General features: G+C 70.8%; 15 protein-coding genes and 2 pseudogenes. 7 read left to right on the top strand and 10 right to left on the bottom strand.

Annotated elements, in window-relative coordinates:
• Positions 1–2 precede the first annotated feature (2 nt).
• A complete protein-coding gene (locus JHN63_RS05665; protein ID WP_200677570.1) occupies positions 3–569 on the bottom strand; it encodes an ABATE domain-containing protein in 567 nt (188 codons plus the stop codon).
• 151 nt (positions 570–720) lie between these two features.
• Between JHN63_RS05665 and JHN63_RS05660 the strand changes: the two genes are divergently transcribed.
• A complete protein-coding gene (locus JHN63_RS05660; RefSeq protein ID WP_200677569.1) occupies positions 721–1,722 on the top strand; it encodes a zinc-binding dehydrogenase in 1,002 nt (333 codons plus the stop codon).
• 150 nt (positions 1,723–1,872) lie between these two features.
• On the opposite strand, the gene JHN63_RS05655 is transcribed toward JHN63_RS05660, so the two are convergent.
• A complete protein-coding gene (locus JHN63_RS05655) occupies positions 1,873–2,367 on the bottom strand; it encodes an FBP domain-containing protein (RefSeq protein ID WP_200677568.1) in 495 nt (164 codons plus the stop codon).
• Between the two features lie 89 nt (positions 2,368–2,456).
• Here JHN63_RS05655 and JHN63_RS05650 point away from each other — a divergent pair, with 89 nt between their 5' ends.
• Complete coding sequence (locus JHN63_RS05650; protein WP_234476184.1) at positions 2,457–3,386, top strand: DUF3626 domain-containing protein; 930 nt, start codon at positions 2,457–2,459, stop codon at positions 3,384–3,386.
• On the opposite strand, the pseudogene JHN63_RS05645 reads toward JHN63_RS05650, so the two are convergent.
• The 3 genes and pseudogenes from JHN63_RS05645 to JHN63_RS05635 all read right to left on the bottom strand — a co-directional run.
• Positions 3,359–3,616 (bottom strand): annotated as a pseudogene (locus JHN63_RS05645) (PAS domain S-box protein); the annotation flags it as partial. The gene JHN63_RS05650 and the pseudogene JHN63_RS05645 sit on opposite strands and share 28 nt — an antisense overlap.
• A 57-nt stretch (positions 3,617–3,673) precedes the next feature.
• Positions 3,674–4,105 (bottom strand): DUF6234 family protein, encoded by a 432-nt coding sequence (locus JHN63_RS05640; RefSeq protein ID WP_234476183.1) that lies wholly within the window; start codon positions 4,103–4,105, stop codon positions 3,674–3,676.
• Positions 4,106–4,380: 275 nt separating this feature from the next.
• Positions 4,381–5,952: a hypothetical protein gene (locus JHN63_RS05635; RefSeq protein WP_200677566.1), complete on the bottom strand. Its 1,572-nt coding sequence runs from the start codon at positions 5,950–5,952 to the stop codon at positions 4,381–4,383.
• 175 nt (positions 5,953–6,127) lie between these two features.
• On the opposite strand from JHN63_RS05635, the pseudogene JHN63_RS05630 reads away from it, so the two are divergent.
• From JHN63_RS05630 to JHN63_RS05615, 4 genes and pseudogenes are all read left to right on the top strand, one after another.
• Positions 6,128–6,408, top strand: a pseudogene (locus JHN63_RS05630) (hypothetical protein); the annotation flags it as partial.
• Positions 6,409–6,432: 24 nt separating this feature from the next.
• Complete coding sequence (locus JHN63_RS05625; RefSeq protein ID WP_200677565.1) at positions 6,433–7,398, top strand: phosphotransferase family protein; 966 nt, start codon at positions 6,433–6,435, stop codon at positions 7,396–7,398.
• 66 nt (positions 7,399–7,464) lie between these two features.
• Positions 7,465–8,754: an ROK family transcriptional regulator gene (locus JHN63_RS05620; RefSeq protein ID WP_200677564.1), complete on the top strand. Its 1,290-nt coding sequence runs from the start codon at positions 7,465–7,467 to the stop codon at positions 8,752–8,754.
• Between the two features lie 30 nt (positions 8,755–8,784).
• Entirely contained in the window at positions 8,785–9,444 is a 660-nt protein-coding gene (locus JHN63_RS05615) for a M15 family metallopeptidase (protein WP_200677563.1), read from the top strand.
• Positions 9,445–9,486: 42 nt separating this feature from the next.
• Here the strand turns inward: JHN63_RS05615 and JHN63_RS05610 are convergent, their stop codons facing one another.
• Positions 9,487–10,449 (bottom strand): SDR family NAD(P)-dependent oxidoreductase, encoded by a 963-nt coding sequence (locus tag JHN63_RS05610; protein ID WP_200677562.1) that lies wholly within the window; start codon positions 10,447–10,449, stop codon positions 9,487–9,489.
• Positions 10,450–10,642: 193 nt separating this feature from the next.
• Positions 10,643–11,665: a PHP domain-containing protein gene (locus tag JHN63_RS05605; protein ID WP_200677561.1), complete on the bottom strand. Its 1,023-nt coding sequence runs from the start codon at positions 11,663–11,665 to the stop codon at positions 10,643–10,645.
• 80 nt (positions 11,666–11,745) lie between these two features.
• Between JHN63_RS05605 and JHN63_RS05600 the strand changes: the two genes are divergently transcribed.
• Positions 11,746–11,982, top strand: a complete 237-nt coding sequence (locus tag JHN63_RS05600; protein WP_093623499.1) for a hypothetical protein — start codon at positions 11,746–11,748, stop codon at positions 11,980–11,982.
• Between the two features lie 11 nt (positions 11,983–11,993).
• On the opposite strand, the gene JHN63_RS05595 is transcribed toward JHN63_RS05600, so the two are convergent.
• The 3 genes from JHN63_RS05595 to JHN63_RS05585 form a co-directional block, all read right to left on the bottom strand.
• Positions 11,994–13,235, bottom strand: coding sequence for a glycoside hydrolase family 16 protein (locus tag JHN63_RS05595; RefSeq protein WP_200677560.1), 1,242 nt, complete (start codon positions 13,233–13,235; stop codon positions 11,994–11,996).
• A gap of 153 nt (positions 13,236–13,388) precedes the next feature.
• On the bottom strand, positions 13,389–13,985 hold the full coding sequence (locus JHN63_RS05590) for a VanZ family protein (protein WP_200677559.1): 597 nt from the start codon (positions 13,983–13,985) through the stop codon (positions 13,389–13,391).
• A 40-nt stretch (positions 13,986–14,025) separates the two neighbouring features.
• Positions 14,026–14,688 (bottom strand): DUF4230 domain-containing protein, encoded by a 663-nt coding sequence (locus JHN63_RS05585; protein ID WP_200677558.1) that lies wholly within the window; start codon positions 14,686–14,688, stop codon positions 14,026–14,028.
• Positions 14,689–14,776: the final 88 nt, after the last annotated feature.

The raw sequence follows: 14,776 nt of genomic DNA, 5'->3' as shown, positions 1-14,776 counted from the left end.
CGTCACTCGGTCACGGCGGCCCGGCTGCGCGATCGATAACCCGCGATCTTCGCGAGGTTGCCGCAGCGGTCCATCGAGCACCAACGGCGGCGGCGGGCCTGGGAGTCGTCGAGGAACAGCAGCGAACACTCCGGGTTCTCGCACTCCTTGACCCGCTCCAGCAGCGAACCGCCCACCAGCAGCACGCCGTCCCGGGCCACCGTCGCCAGCGCCGCGCGCGCCGGATGCGCCGACTTCCAGCGCCGCTCGCCCAGTTGGGGCGCGAGATCCGGGCGCGCGGCAGCCTCGTTGACCCGCTCGACATCGGCCACCGCCGGTTCCCGCCCGGCCATCGCATCCCGTACGACGCGGTAGAGCGCCTCGCGCAGAGTGCGCGCGTCGGTCAGCTCCCGGGCCGTGACCCGCACCGGCTCGGTGCCCGCCGACAGCTCCGCCTCCGTGATCCAGGCGGCCAGGGCGGACGGATCGGGCAGCCGCTCGACGGGGGTGCCGTGCCGCTTGCCGAGCGTCGCCACGAAGTTCAGGCACGGGCGTCCGCCGATGAACGGAAAGACGGGCGGTTGGGTCATGGCAGCGAGCTTACCTCTCGTACACCGGTTCATGCGGTGTACGGGCTGGCCGCCGACCGGTCTTGACACCGGTTCGACCGGTGTCGCATGGTGACACCAGTTCAATAGGTGTCGGCCGGGATCGCCGGTCATGACAGGGAGCGGGTGCGGTATGCGTGCGGTACGGATCGACGAGTTCGGCGGGCCCGAGGTGCTGGTACCGGTCGAGGTGCCCGACCCGGTCGCGGGTCCCGGGCAGGTCCTGGTGCGGGTCGCTGCGGCGGGTGTGAACCGCGCGGACGCCCTGGTCAGGTCGGGGAACTACCACCGGGCGGGGAAGCCGCCGCTGATCCCGGGCGTGGAAGGCGCCGGTACCGTCGCCGCGCTGGGGGAGGGTGTCACCGGATTCACGGTCGGGCAACGGGTGGTGGCTCTCGACGGCGTGAACTCACCTGGTTTCTATGCCGAGTTGGCGGCGGTTCCGGCCACGCAGGTCGCCGCCCTGCCCGACGGGGTGGACCTGACGCACGCGGCGGCGCTGCCCGTGGCCTGGCTGTCGGCCTGGTACTGCCTGCGCCGCCTCGCCCGCGTCACCAAGGAGGACACGGTGCTCGTGAAGGCCGCCGCGAGCGGGGTCGGCAGCGCGGCCGTGCAGATCGCGGCCGAGACCGGCGCGCGGGTCATCGCCCTCGCCGGATCACCCGAAAAGGCCGCCTGGGCAGGGGAGTTCGGCGCCCACGCCACCCTCGACACCTCGGCCCACCCGGACGACACCGAGGTCGACGAGGTGCTGCGGCTGACCGACGGACGGGGTGCGGACGTCGTCCTCGACACCGTCGGCGGCCGGGCCTTCGGACGCAGCCTGCGCGAGATCGGGCACGGCGGCCGGGTCGTCGCCCTCGCCAATGTCGCCCTGGAGCCGAGCACCGTCGACACCCGCGACTTCTACCCGAAGAACGTGTCGATCCTCGGCTTCCAGCTCACCAACCTCCAGATCCACGGCGGCTACGACCCCCGCCCGGACCTGCGCGAACTCGCCGAGCGGGTCGCCGCCGGCACGTACCGCGTGCCGATCGAGACCGTCGTACCCCTCGCGGAGGCGCGCGCCGCGCACGAGCGGCTGGAGCGTCGGGACAACCAGGGCAAGATCGTGATCGCGGTGTCGGGGGACTGACGACCTGCGGTGCCGGGCGGCTGAGGTCCCGCGGCGACGGGCGACCGATGTCATCGCGTTGCCGTGGGGCGGACGTGATCGCGGTGCCGAGGGACTGACGTCATCCAGGTGCTGAGGGACTGACGTCATCGAGGTGGCGGGGGGCTCGCGTCAGACGAACAACTTGTCCAGGAACGTGGTCAGATGGCCCACCGTCCGGTCGATCTGCTGCTCCACGGTGAGGCTCTCCTCGATGCGGATGCCCGACTCGGGGATCTTCCGGCCGCGCACATAGAGCGAGCAGGCGAGATCGGTGCACATGTACAGGCCGACCGAGTTGCCCTCGCGGCCCGCCGGTCCCGCCTTGCGCGCGGTCATCAGGGAGACGCCGCCGCCCGGGTGGGTCGTCACGCACAGCGAACACATGCTCCGGTGCAGAAAGCCGCGCCGCGCGGACGGGAACCGCAGCGCCACCCCGATCGGCCCGTCCGCCCGCTCCGCGACCAGATAACTGCGGTCGGGCGCCCCGGGATCGCGCCAGCCCAGGAAGTCCAGGTCGTCCCAGGGGCGGGTGTCGAGATCGCGGGGGATCGCCAGTCGCTTGGCCTCGCCCTTCGAGCAGTTGACAAACGAGTTGCGGATGTCGTGCTCGGTGAGTGATCTCATGGGAGGGGCTCCTGGGGTGAGGTCGGTTTCCGAAACCTAGGGGGTCTAGGTTTCGGCCCAGGGTAGTGAGGCGAGCGGTGGAGGAGCCAATGGATTTCGAGGGCGTCGTGGGCGCCGAGGGCGTAGCCGGTGTCGGGCCAAGGCAGGCGCGCGCGTTGCGACATGTGGCGGAGTACTCGTCGGGCCCGGCCGTCGATCCGGACCTGCGCATCACGCTCAACTTCCACCCCGACCGTACGGCGACCGGTCGCCCGATCCTCGACGCGCTGGCCCAAGACGGCACGTACCACTCGCAGTTCGTCACCGGCACCAGCAACGGCGGCCTCACCGCCCGTCCCGGCGGCGACCGTTGGCGCTGGGAGAGCCGGATCTTCGCGGGCGCCTACGACGAGGCGCCCGCCCCCGAGCGACCGGTGTACGGCGCGCTGAACTTCCGGCGCCAACTGGTCGGCGCCGCCCCGCGGTTCGGCTCCTCGCACTTCCGGCTGACCGGTGCGGCCCTCGCCCGCGCGACCTTCTGCTACCCCGACAGCGCGGCCGAACCGACCGACTTCGGCGTCGCCTCCGGCATGACCCTGATCGCGCTCGCCGAGGCCGACGAGGACGAACAGGACGCCCTGAACGACTACATCGAGACACAGGTGCACGGAGGTGTCGTTCTCTCCCGGGACACCGAGGCCCTCGTCCTGGACACGAGCTACCGCGGCACCCCCGTCGAGACCGCCGCCCGCCGGCTGCCCTGCCCCGTCGAGTGGCACCCCGGATACCGGCTCACCGTGGGCGAGTTGAGGCGGCACGCGGACTATCGGGGGCAGGAGTACGTCGACCTCGGCGCCCGTATCGCCGAGCGCGGTGTCGTCGACCCGCGCGCCATCGGCGACGCGGCATGCACCGGTCGCTACGCACTCCAGGACCTGAAGATGGTCTGGCACACCCTCGCCCGCTTCGGGGCGCCGGAGGGGGCGGGGACGGCCTACGTCAAGTCGGCGACCGGGGCCCGCCACCGTACCGACACCTGATAGCGCGACCGGTGCCGCAGCCGCAGCGCCTGCGCGATCCGCTCCACCTGTCCCGACTCCTGCGGCTGGAACAGGTCGAGGACGTCGCGGCCGCGCAGCCGCCCCGGCGTCGTGCCGCACTCCGCCGCCATCGCGGGATTGGCGACCTGTAGCGAGCCGTACACATCACACACCGCGACCGGCACCGCCACCCGGTCGAAGAACATCAGGGCGCGACTGCGCCACACCATGCCCTCCCCACGCGCCCAGTCCACCGGCACCTCTCGCCACGACCTGCCGCACCATCATCAGTGACACTTCCCGCTGCCGCTGAGGCAGGGCGTGTAGCGGACGGTCGGGGTGGCCGCGGGGTCCGGATGACCGACCTCGTAGTCGTGCTGGGCGCCCGTGAACAGCATGGTCACCAAGAAGGCGGTGAGGAGGTGCGACACCAGCGTCCAGGGTGCGCGGGAGAGTGCCGAGAGCACCGCCAGAGCGAGCACGACGTAGACGAAGTGCTCCATCCAGGCGATGTTCGCGAGGTCCGCCGCGTCGATCTCGTCCTGGTTGTCCTGCGCGGCCCAGGTCTGCAGGACGTAGTCGAGCGTCGCCCACACGAGGACGGCGGCCTCGCCGAGGAACAGGAGGACGGCGGCGATGATGTCCGAGCGAGGAGAGGTCCGGTTGGACCAGGGCCGTCTGCCGCGCAGCAGCGGCTGTTCGGGTACTGCTTGCGTCATGACCACACCGTGCCGGGGTGGTCGCGGGGTGCGCATGAGTACGCGCACTCAGTTCGCCCGCTGTGCGAGGGCGTCGGGCCTGCCGGGCGGAGCCGTCGGTGTTCTCCACCATACGAACGTGTAGTCCTGTGACGCGGCCCGCCAGAGCCGGACGAGCACGCTGAACGCAGTACTTCCCTACGGCGCAAGGCAGTTGCCGCGCCGGCGCCCGTCGTGCCGGGGCGGGTGTCCACCGCATGGCCCCTCAGGCGGCACGGCGACCTCACGTACGAGTTCTACAAACGTGTCCGCAACGAGACCCCGCGGCTCCCGGAAACAGCCGAGCAGTCCAGGAGCCGCCCGTCGGTGGTGCCAATGAGCAGTCGGCCGGGTCCGGTGACGGTCAGCGCGGTCGCCACGACGGGTACTCCGGCAACAGCCAGGTGCCGACGCCAGCGGACATCGCCGTCATGGAGATCGAGTCCGACGATCTCGCCGTCGTCGTAGGTGACATAGACGGTCTCCAAGTCGTGGTCGAGGTCCGTGGCCTTCCGGTCTGTCCGAAAGACCCAAGTGGGCTCTTCACCGGCCACCATGCGCCGTACGACGAAGGAGCCACCGGGCTGCAGCCCGTGGCCGTGGTAGACAGTGCCGGCATAGATCAGGTCACCATCGGCGGTCTCCACGCCGGGGCCGGCGAAGTGTGTCTCACCTGGCTTCCAGGAGAACGGACACACATGATCGACCTCCGCCCCCCTCGGCTCACGCGGACGTTCGGCAACCGGTACGGACCCCAGGTCCGCTGCCGCAAGCCAGACTTCACCCGGTCCAGGCCGCTGCCCGCCCTTCGTGGAAACGGTTTCCCGAAAGTAGATCCGGCTCCCATGCCGAATACGCAACCTGCTCCGCTCGCCGTTCCGCCCAGCGGGTGCGAGGGCGGGCAGGCCGTCAGCACATCGCACCACGGACACCGAGCCGGCGGGAGTGAGGTGGTCGAGCTGCGCCCCGTCCTGAAGCGCGAGCCGGACCACGGCCTGAGCGCGCTCCTCCCACGGAGGCCGCATCAGACCGACCCAGGCCGATCGCTCATCTGCGGCGATGACAATGTCACGGCCGCCACCATCGTCGTCCCGGACGGCCCACTGCCGTTGCCCCGATGGAAGCCAGGACTCCAACTGGACCCCGTCGAGCGTCGCCACGATCCTGCCGTCGGACAATTCCTCAACCGCCCGGACGTTGCGTCGAGGGTCCCAGTGCGCACTCAGACCGGAGACCGTCCGGCGGGCATCCTCTCGACGGTCGGTTCGCGGGGCCGCTACCCGTGGTCCAGCCAGGTCATGACCGGTGATCGACCGGGGTGGTACGACCCTCCAGTCGGGCTGATGCACCACCGCGATGTGCCCTTCGCTCCACGCGTCCTTGTCCTGCCAGTCGTCGGACGGTGCCATCAGCACGCGTAGGTCCTGTTCGCTCAGCCAGTCCAAGCCCAGGACTTGGCGGCCGAGCTCGTGCTCGATGAGCGACGTGGCGCTGCCCGTCTCCAGATCGAGAAGGAGCAGTTCCCCTTCGAAGAAGTAGCCGCCGTCGTAGTCGCCCGTGCCGACTGCAAGAAGGGGGAGCCTGGGGTGGAAAGCCATGGCGTGCACGGGATAGCGTGCACGGAGAAGTGCTCGGCAGGCCAGATCGTCGATGCCGTAGACACCAACCGGCGCAGTACTGCCGAACTCGTGCGCGCCCGCCACCGCCACGTGCGTGCCTGCCACGGCCAGCAGGCCGCGGTTCTCGTTGTCGACGGTGAGGACCGGATCACCGACCTCGGCGAAGGGACGGTCGCCGAGGATTCGGTCGATGCGCAACGAGAGGGTCATGGCGGTGATCTTCTCAGCGGCCGGAAGCCGCGTGAAGCCACGGACTTCAGGAAGCCACGAGACGACGTCCGGCGTGATGTCGTTCGCGCCGTGGGGCGACACGGCGGACCCGCAACCGACGTACGACGAGGTCGGGCGGCTCACCCACGCGCGCCAAGTGCTCGACGAGGCACCGCGGTTGCAGCCCGCCGTCAGCGCGGCCCCGCAGGGCGGAGCGAGCTTCGTCCAGCACACCGCGTCGCCGCCGAGGCCGACGAGGGGTGGGCCCTGTCGAAGGACGGCGCCCGGGTGTTCGTCTGCGGCGACGGCGCGCGGACGGCGCCGGGCGTACGGGAGGCGTTCCGTACCCTGTACCGGAACCGCACGCCCGGCGCCGACGACCCGGCCGCCGAGCGGTGGCTCATCGCACTGATGGCGGACGGGCGTTACGTCGAGGACGTGTACGCCGCCGGCTGACCGAGAGGGAGAGGTGGGCGCACGGTGACAGACTCCTGGGAGCGAGCCCGGCAGGTACTCGGCGCGGCGGGCATCCCGCCCGGCGAGCTCGCCCACCTCCGCCCGATGGGCGGCGGCACCTACAACACCGTCGAGGAACTCACCCTCACCGACGGCAGTCGCTACGTCCTGAAGACCGCGCCCACCGCTCCCGGCCTGGCCCACGAGCGCCAACTACTCGTCTCCGAGGCCGACTTCTACGGCGCCGCCGCCAAGGCCGGGGTCGCGGCGCCGCGCGTCGTGGTCCTCGACGGCGACACCCTCCTGATGACGCTCTGTCCGGGCGAACCCTGGGACGACTCCCTCACGGACACCGAAGTCACTGCCCTGCGCACCGAGTTGGGCCGACAGCTCGCCCGCCTGCACGAGATCACCGGCCCCGGCTTCGGCTACCCCTCCGGCGCCCTCGGCCCGCTCGCCCCGGACTGGCGCACCGCGTTCACCACGCTCTACGACGCGGTCCTGGACGACGCCCGTCGCTACCGGGCCTGGCTGCCGCTCCCCGCCGACGACATCGCCCGCACGGCCCGCGCCGCCCATGACGTCCTGGACGAGGTCGCCGTCCCCCGCGCCGTCCACTTCGACCTGTGGCAGGGCAACATCCTGGTCGACCGCACGAGCGGTGCGCCCCGGATCGGCGGTCTCATCGACGGCGAGCGCATGTTCTGGGGCGACCCCCTCGCCGACTTCGTCTCCCTGGCGCTGCTCGGGGACATCAGGACGGACGAGCCGTTCCTCGCGGGGTACCGGGAGGCCGGCGGCCGGGTCGAGTTCGACCGGTCGGCCCGCATCCGCTACGCGCTCTACCGCAGCTACCTCTACCTGATCATGCTCGCCGAGGGCGTCCCCCGGGAGTTCGGCGAGGAAGAGAACCGCTGGCGGCGGGAGCGCGTCGGCCCCGAGCTGCTCGCCGCCCTCGGAGAGATCGACGAGACGGCTTCCACCACGTAGTGTGCATCCCACCGCCCCTTAGTTCAGGGCGTGAATTAAGAGGGTGCGGGGTTCGGAGGGAGCCACATGGCGGGGCGGAACGGGCGCACGGTACGCGACCTGAGGCGGGCCAACCGCACGGCCGTGCTCCAAAAGCTGTACTTCGACGGACCCCTCAGCCGCTTCGAACTGGGCCCGGCGACCGGGCTCAGCTCCGGCTCGGTGAGCAACGTCGTCGCGGACCTCGTCACCGACGGCCTGGTCGAGGAGGCCGGCAGCGTCGACTCCGACGGCGGCCGCCCCCGCACCCTGCTCCAAGTCGCCCCGCACAGCGGCCACATGATCGGCGTCGACGTCGGCGAGACCCGGGTCCGCGTCGAGCTGTTCGACCTCACCCTCACCGAACTCGCCCGCGCCGAACGCCCGTTGGAGCAGCAGCGCTACGAGGTCGAGGTCATCGTCGGCCACATCCGCGACGGCATAGCCGAGGTCCTCGCCGCCGCCGACATCGCGCCGGAACAGCTCCTCGGCGTCGGCATCGGCGTCCCCGGCATAGTCGAGCACACCCCCGAGCGCGGCGCCGTCGTGCACGGCCAGACGATCGGCTGGGACGCGGTCCCGCTCGAAGAGCTGCTCCGCTCCACGTCCCAACTCCCCGACGCCGTCCCGTACTTCATCGACAACGGCGCCAAGACCCTCGGCCAGGCCGAGATGTGGTTCGGCGGCGGGCGCGGCGCGCGCAACGCGATCGTCGTCCTCTTCGGCTCCGGTGTCGGTGCCTGTCTGGTGACCCCCGAGGTGGAGAACGGCCGGGCCGTCGAGTGGGGGCATCTGACCGTACGGGTCCGCGGTCGCCGGTGCCGCTGCGGAGCCCTCGGCTGTCTGGAGGCGTACGCGGGCGCCGAGTCGCTGCTGGACCGTTGGCGCGAGCAGGGCGGCCGTCCGCCCGAGGGCACCGACGAGGAGACCGCGATGACCGCGCTGCTGGTCGCCGCCTATCCGCCCGAGGGCACCGAGGCCGACCCCGTCGCGCTCGCCGTCCTGGAGGAGACATCCGAGTACCTCGGCGCCGGCCTGTCCGACCTGATCAACCTCTTCCAGCCCGAACGCATCCTCATCGGCGGCTGGGCCGGACTCCAGCTCGGCTCCCGCTTCCTGCCCGCCGTACGCCACCACGCCACCGCCTACGCGCTGCGCCACCCCGCCGGACGCGTGACCATCGACCTGGGCCTCCTCGGCCCCGACGCGGTCACCGTCGGCGCCGCGATCCTTCCCCTCGCCGACTTCTTCGCCCGCGGCGGCCGCCGCGCCGAGCCCGAACCCGAGGGCCCACCACCCGCCTGGCGCACGGCACTTGAGGAGCGCGCCCCGCACTGAGGCGACGGGCCGATGGGAGACGATCACTCCATGAGCGAGATCATCCTGATGTCCGACGCCCGGGTCGCCGCCGTCCCCGTCGAGGAGTGCGGGGAGCCCCTCGTCGACGTGAGCGACGTCCTGCTGGTCGACGACCGCAAGAACAAGGACTCCGACAGCGGCGCCGAACTCCTCCTGCGCCGGGGCATGTTGGACCGCCTCCTGAAGGCGGAGGCCCTGCTGCCCGACGGCCTGCGCCTGCTGTTCGTCGAGGGCTACCGACCGCCGACCCTCCAGCGCCGCTACTTCGAGCGCTACGGCGACGAGCTGCGCGCCGCCAACCCGGACTGGTCCGCCGACCGGATCCGGACCGCCGCCAGCCGCTATGTGTCCCCGCCCGAGATCGCCCCGCACAGCGCGGGCGCGGCCGTCGACCTGACCCTCGCCGACGCCGACGGCCGCGAACTCGACCTGGGCACACCGATGAACGCCAACCCGGAGCAGAGCGCCGGGGCCTGCTACACCGGCGCCGACAACATCACCGCCGAGGCCAGGGCCAACCGCGCCGTGCTGGGCAAGGCGCTCGGCGCGGTCGGCCTGGTCAACTACCCGACGGAGTGGTGGCACTGGTCGTACGGGGACCGCTACTGGGCGCTGACGACCGGCGCGCCCGCCGCCCTGTACGGGCCGAGGGAGCTCGGCCCCGCGTAAGGCCGCCTCGGCGAGGGTGTGCTCGCGAGGCTGTGCCCGGTTCTATCCGGCGAACGCGTCCACACCGGTTAGTTCGGCGGACAGCTTCCACAGACGTGCCGCCTGCTCCGGGTCGGTCGCCCAGGACTTGACGCCCACGCGCTCGCCGTCGGCGGGAGCGGGCTCGGCGAGGTCGCAGTCCTCCAGGTAGACGCCGCCCAGACCGTCCAGCTGGGGCGAGGTCGCCGCCCACACCTCGGTGGCCGCGCCCTGCTGAGGGGTCTTGAAGCCCTCGGGGTCGAGCGGGTTGCCCTCCTCGTCGATCCAGCCGCGCTCGACCATCTCCGCCTTGGGGAGGTGGCGCTGCAACGGGGTGAGGATGCCACCGGGGTGGAGCGAGAAGGCCCGTACACCACGGTCGGCGGCGAGCTGGTCGAGGTGGACGGCGAACAGGACGTTCGCGGTCTTCGCCTGGCCGTAGGCCTCCCACTTGTCGTAGCCGCGGCTCCACTGGACGTCGTCCCAGCGCATCCCGGAGAAGTGGTGGGCGCGCGAGGACACCGAGACCACGCGCGCGCCGCCCGGCTCGACGGCGGGCCAGAGCCGGTTGACGAGGGCGAAGTGACCGAGGTGGTTGGTGGCGAACTGCGCCTCCCAGCCGGGCCCGACCCGGGTCTCCGGGCAGGCCATGATCCCGGCGTTGTCGATCATGAAGTCGATGCTCCGGCCGGAGCCGAGGAACCGCTCGGCGAAGCCGCGCACGCTCTCCAGGTCACCGAGGTCCAGCTCGTCCACCTCGACGCCGGGCAGTCCGGCCACGGCCTCGCGGGCGGCGTCCGGCCGGCGGGCGGGGACGACCACCCGGGCGCCCGCTTTGGTGAGGGCGCGGGTCGCCTCCAGGCCGAGGCCCGAGTAGCCGCCGGTGACGACCGCGAGCTTTCCGCCGAGGTCGAGGCCCGTCAGGACGTCGTCGGCGGTGCTCTTCTCGCCGAATCCCGAACCGATCTTGTGCTGTGCAGTGGTCATGAGAGAAACGCTACGAATTGAAGTGCGCTCGAGGTCAAGCGGAGCGGCCGCGCGGACCCGGACAAGGAGAAGCCCCGACCGCGACGGGGGAATCACGGCCGGGGCGGCCAGGTGGTGGGCGCACCCACGCTGTCTTCAACGGGCGACCATGGGCGAGTGTTCCAGGCTAAGCTTCGGTGGGCGGTGATGTGCATCACGTGCCATTGGTCCAGTCCAGTAGTCGGTCCAACGGCCAGGTGGTGACCACCCGTTCGGCGGGCACCCCGGACTCCTCGGCCCGCGCACAGCCGTTGATCTGCCAGTCGAGCTGCCCGGGCGCGTGCGCGTCGGTGTCGATCGAGAACAGCACCCCGGCGTCGACGGCTTTCCGCAGCAGCCGCCGCGGCGGGTCCAGCCGTTCCGGACGGCTGTTGATCTCCACGGCCGTACCCGACTCGGCGCACGCGGCGAACACCTCGTCCGCGTCGAACTCCGACTCCGGCCGCGCGGCACCCCCGTTCCGCCCGATCAGCAGCCGCCCGGTGCAGTGCCCGAGGATGTCCGCGTGCGGATTCCGTACGGCGGCCACCATGCGGCGGGTCATGGCGCGGGCGTCCATGCGCAGCTTCGAGTGCACGGAGACCACCACCACGTCGAGCCGGTCGAGAAGCTCCGGTTCCTGGTCCAGCGAGCCGTCGTCGAGGATGTCGCACTCGATGCCGGTGAGCAGCCGGAAGGGCGCCCAGGTCGCGTTCAGTGCCGCCACCACGTCCAGCTGCTCGCGCAGCCGCTCCGGGGACAGTCCGCGGGCCACGGTCAGCCGGGGGGAGTGGTCGGTCAGCACCGCCCATGCGTGGCCGAGCCCGGCCGCCGTACGGCCCATCTCCTCGATCGGGCTGCCACCGTCCGACCAGTCCGAGTGGAGGTGGCAGTCGCCGCGCAGCAGCGCCCGCAGTTCCGCGCCGCCGGGGCCGGACGGCGTCGGGGCCTCGGCCTCCAGTTGCTCCAGATAGGCCGGGACCCGCCCGGCCAGGGCCTCGACGGCCACCTGCGCGGTCTTCGGGCCGATGCCCTTGAGGGACTCCAGCGTCCCGGCCGCCGCGCGTTCGGCGACCTCGCTCGCGGGCAGCGCCGCGAGGACCCCGGCCGCCGTACGGAAGGCGCGTACGCGGTAGGTCGGGGCCAGGGACCGTTCCAGCAGGAAGGCGATCCGGTCCAGTGCCTGCACGGGATCCATCGAGCCTCCTCCCGCGAGGGGCCCCTGGCCAGGCACCTTGGACCGCTCGCGACCGCCGGATGCGTTCTAGGCTCTATTGCATGACCGAAATCGCCAGCCCGCACATCTCGACCCCGCGGATCATGGTGCTCAAGGTGCAGCCGGGCACCCCGCCGTTCCGCATCGTGGAGATCGACGGGGAGATGGTCTGCGAGGCCACCGGGATCACCGACGTCCTCCAGGTCGCGGCCGTGTGCGGCATCACGGTCCGCGACCTGGACGACCCTGACGTGGTCCGCTGGGTCGGTGGAGACAAGTTCACCTGGTTGCCGCACTAGCCCTTACGGAGTCAGCCGACCGTCCACTTCTGGTTGGCGCCGCCCGAGCAGGTCCAGATCTGCAGCGGCGTGCCGTTGGCGGAGTTGTTGCCGGTCACGTCCAGGCACTTGTTGGCCTGCGGGTTGACGATGTCGTTCGCCGAGCTGACGGCCCACTTCTGAGCGGCCGAGCCGTTGCAGTCGTAGAGCTGGACCTTCGTGCCGTCCGCGGTGCCGCCGGCGTTCACGTCCAGGCACTTGCCGAGCGCGCGGATCGTGCCGTCGGAGCCCACCGTCCACTGCTGGGCTGCCGAGCCGTTGCAGTCGTAGAGCTGTACGGCGGTCCCGTTGGCGGAGTTCGCCCCGTTGACGTCGACGCACTTGCCGGCCAGGCCCTTGATCGCCACCCCGGTGGCCGTGTCACTCGTGGTCACCGACACCGAGTCCACCAGCAGCTGGGCCGGGAAGGCCGTGGCGCTGTTCGGGTCGCCCGGCCAGTCGCCGCCGACCGCGAGGTTGAGGATCAGGAAGAACGGCTTGTTGAACGCCCAGGTGTTGCCGCCCACGTCGGAGGGCGTACGGGTCTCGTAGACGACCCCGTCGACCGACCACTTGATCGAGTTGGGCGCCCAGTCGACGGCGAAGGTGTGATACGCGTCGGCGAAGGCCGCGCCGTTCGCCAGCGTGTAGCCGGCGCCGATCCCGTTGGCGCCCGAGTAGCCGGGGCCGTGGATGGTGCCGTGGATCGTGGAGGGCTCGAAGCCGACGTTCTCCATGACGTCGATCTCACCCGAGTTGGGCCAGCCGACCGACCCGATGTCGGTGCCGAGCATCCAGAACGCGGGCCACATGCCCTGCCCGCGCGGGATCTTCATCCGCGCCTCGACATGCCCGTACTGCGCGCTGAACTTCCCGGAGGTGTTCAGCCGCGCCGAGGTGTACTGACACGTCCCGTACCAGCACTGGTAGTTGGCCGGGTTCTCCTTCTTGGCGGTGATCACCAGATGGCCCTGGCCGTCCAGGGACGCGTTGTTGGTGCCGGACGTGTAGTACTCGCGCTCGTGGTTGTTGACGTTGTCGCCGGTCTCCTGTGTCCACCGCGAGGAGTTGACGGCACTGCCGGCGGCCCCGTCGAAGGTGTCGGAGAACGTGACGGCGTCGGCCTGGGCGTCCGACGTGGAGGCCGCCCGCGCCGGACCGATCGCGGCGGACGCGACCAGTGCGGCGGACAGGGCGGCGAAGAGGCATCTGCGGAGTACGCGTGGGGAGGCCACGGCATTCCCTTCTGTACGGCGGACGTGGGGACCGACACGCCGACTGAGGTGGGAGGTGAAAGCGTCGCCTCTTGATTTAAGGAGTGAGATAAGGAGAGCGTCAATACCTTGGTACGGACCAGTAGTCGAACGGTACGGGCCGGTAGGTGATCGTTACGAAGCGGCCTTCGGCGCTTTGGACGCCTTCGCAGGCTTTGACGTCCTTGCCGCCTTCGTGACGGGCTTCCGCGCGTGCACCGCCCGGCCGAGCCGGCGCCCCAGCAGAACCCAACCGATCAGCGCGCCCGAGGTGTTGAGGATGACGTCGTCGATGTCGAAGGCCCGCCCGGTGATCAACGCGCCCTGTGCGAACTCCACCAGGAGCATCACGGTCGCCGTCAGCAGCAGGACCTTCAGGATGCCGCGCGCCCGGGGCGCGAACACGGGCACCAGCACCCCGAACGGGATGCCGAGCACCACGTTCCCGCCGATCTGCTTGATGGCGTCCCGCATCGCCGGCTGGTCGAGATAGGCCTTCAGGGAGCGGCCCGGATGCAGATTGGTGTGCACGAGCGCCTTGGACGCGGGGGACGGTTCCAGGGTGAGCTTGGCCAGGACGACGGCGAAGCCCACCATGAGCACGAAGCCGATCAGCATCGCGAGCAGGCGGACGGGGAGGGACATGCGATGGCGTCCGCGTTCGGGGCGGGTCGGCTTCGACTCGGCATCCGTCTTCTTGGCGGTGCGCAGGCGCGAGACGGAACGGGCCATGCGGTGGGCCTCCAGTTTTCGATGGTTCAGCAGCGACAGGTCAGGCGCTGTAGGAGATGTTCACGTTCTTGAAGCCGAGCGAGCCGAGGAGACCCTTGAGCATGTTGGTGGTGTTGGTCTCGGCACGTGTGGTCAGGCCGCTGGTCTTCGCCGCCTCGGCGATGTGCTTGGAGGCGAGCTTCTGCACGGCCTGCTCGCTGTTGGGGTTGTCGGAGAAGATGTCGCCCAGGCGGTCCAGCAGACCGCGCTGCTTGGAGACCGTGTAGGAGTGGTCAGGGTCGAGCGCCGGCTTGCCGAGCGTCGCGTGCGGCAGCTTGATGCTGGCCGACGTGCGGTCGCTGTTGACCGTCACGTCCTGCTTGCCGAGCTTGCCCAGGTCGACATAGCCCTCCACGGTGCCCGCGCCGACATACAGCGTGCGGGTGCCGCGGATCGCCTGGGGCAGGAACTTGGCGTCCTTCTCCAGGTCCACGACGACCTGGAAGTTGCCGGAGGCCGCGTCGTAACGGCTCATGTCCTGAATGGACTTGAGCAGAGCCGGACCCGAACGGTCATGGGTCTCGGTGCCGAAGATGTCCCGCAGCCCCGGGAGCACGGCCAGCCGGAGCCCGGCGAACAGGACGGCGATGACAACGACGACGGCGGTGAGCACCTTCGCCCAGACCGGCATGCGCCGGTTGATACGGCTGATGGAAGTCGTCATGGGGACGGCCCTCCCTTCCTCGGTATGCGCATGCCCCCCAAATGCCCTGTCAGACCGACGTGTTGGTCGAACAGTCCGTCTGACGGGG

The sequence above is a fragment of the Streptomyces sp. MBT65 genome, from assembly GCF_016612545.1.
Taxonomy (GTDB): Bacteria; Actinomycetota; Actinomycetes; order Streptomycetales; family Streptomycetaceae; genus Streptomyces.
This window is presented reverse-complemented; position numbering and strand designations above follow the sequence as displayed.

Excerpts from the sequence above, each read along its gene's own strand:
- JHN63_RS05610 (WP_200677562.1), bottom strand. The coding sequence starts at position 10,449 with ATGACCACTGCACAGCACAAGATCGGTTCGGGATTCGGCGAGAAGAGC.
- JHN63_RS05650 (WP_234476184.1), top strand. The coding sequence starts at position 2,457 with ATGGATTTCGAGGGCGTCGTGGGCGCCGAGGGCGTAGCCGGTGTCGGG.
- JHN63_RS05605 (WP_200677561.1), bottom strand. The coding sequence starts at position 11,665 with ATGGATCCCGTGCAGGCACTGGACCGGATCGCCTTCCTGCTGGAACGG.
- JHN63_RS05585 (WP_200677558.1), bottom strand. The coding sequence starts at position 14,688 with ATGACGACTTCCATCAGCCGTATCAACCGGCGCATGCCGGTCTGGGCG.
- JHN63_RS05600 (WP_093623499.1), top strand. The coding sequence starts at position 11,746 with ATGACCGAAATCGCCAGCCCGCACATCTCGACCCCGCGGATCATGGTG.
- JHN63_RS05620 (WP_200677564.1), top strand. The coding sequence starts at position 7,465 with ATGGCGGGGCGGAACGGGCGCACGGTACGCGACCTGAGGCGGGCCAAC.
- JHN63_RS05615 (WP_200677563.1), top strand. The coding sequence starts at position 8,785 with ATGAGCGAGATCATCCTGATGTCCGACGCCCGGGTCGCCGCCGTCCCC.
- JHN63_RS05660 (WP_200677569.1), top strand. The coding sequence starts at position 721 with ATGCGTGCGGTACGGATCGACGAGTTCGGCGGGCCCGAGGTGCTGGTA.
- JHN63_RS05590 (WP_200677559.1), bottom strand. The coding sequence starts at position 13,985 with ATGGCCCGTTCCGTCTCGCGCCTGCGCACCGCCAAGAAGACGGATGCC.
- JHN63_RS05665 (WP_200677570.1), bottom strand. The coding sequence starts at position 569 with ATGACCCAACCGCCCGTCTTTCCGTTCATCGGCGGACGCCCGTGCCTG.
- JHN63_RS05635 (WP_200677566.1), bottom strand. The coding sequence starts at position 5,952 with ATGACCCTCTCGTTGCGCATCGACCGAATCCTCGGCGACCGTCCCTTC.
- JHN63_RS05655 (WP_200677568.1), bottom strand. The coding sequence starts at position 2,367 with ATGAGATCACTCACCGAGCACGACATCCGCAACTCGTTTGTCAACTGC.
- JHN63_RS05640 (WP_234476183.1), bottom strand. The coding sequence starts at position 4,105 with ATGACGCAAGCAGTACCCGAACAGCCGCTGCTGCGCGGCAGACGGCCC.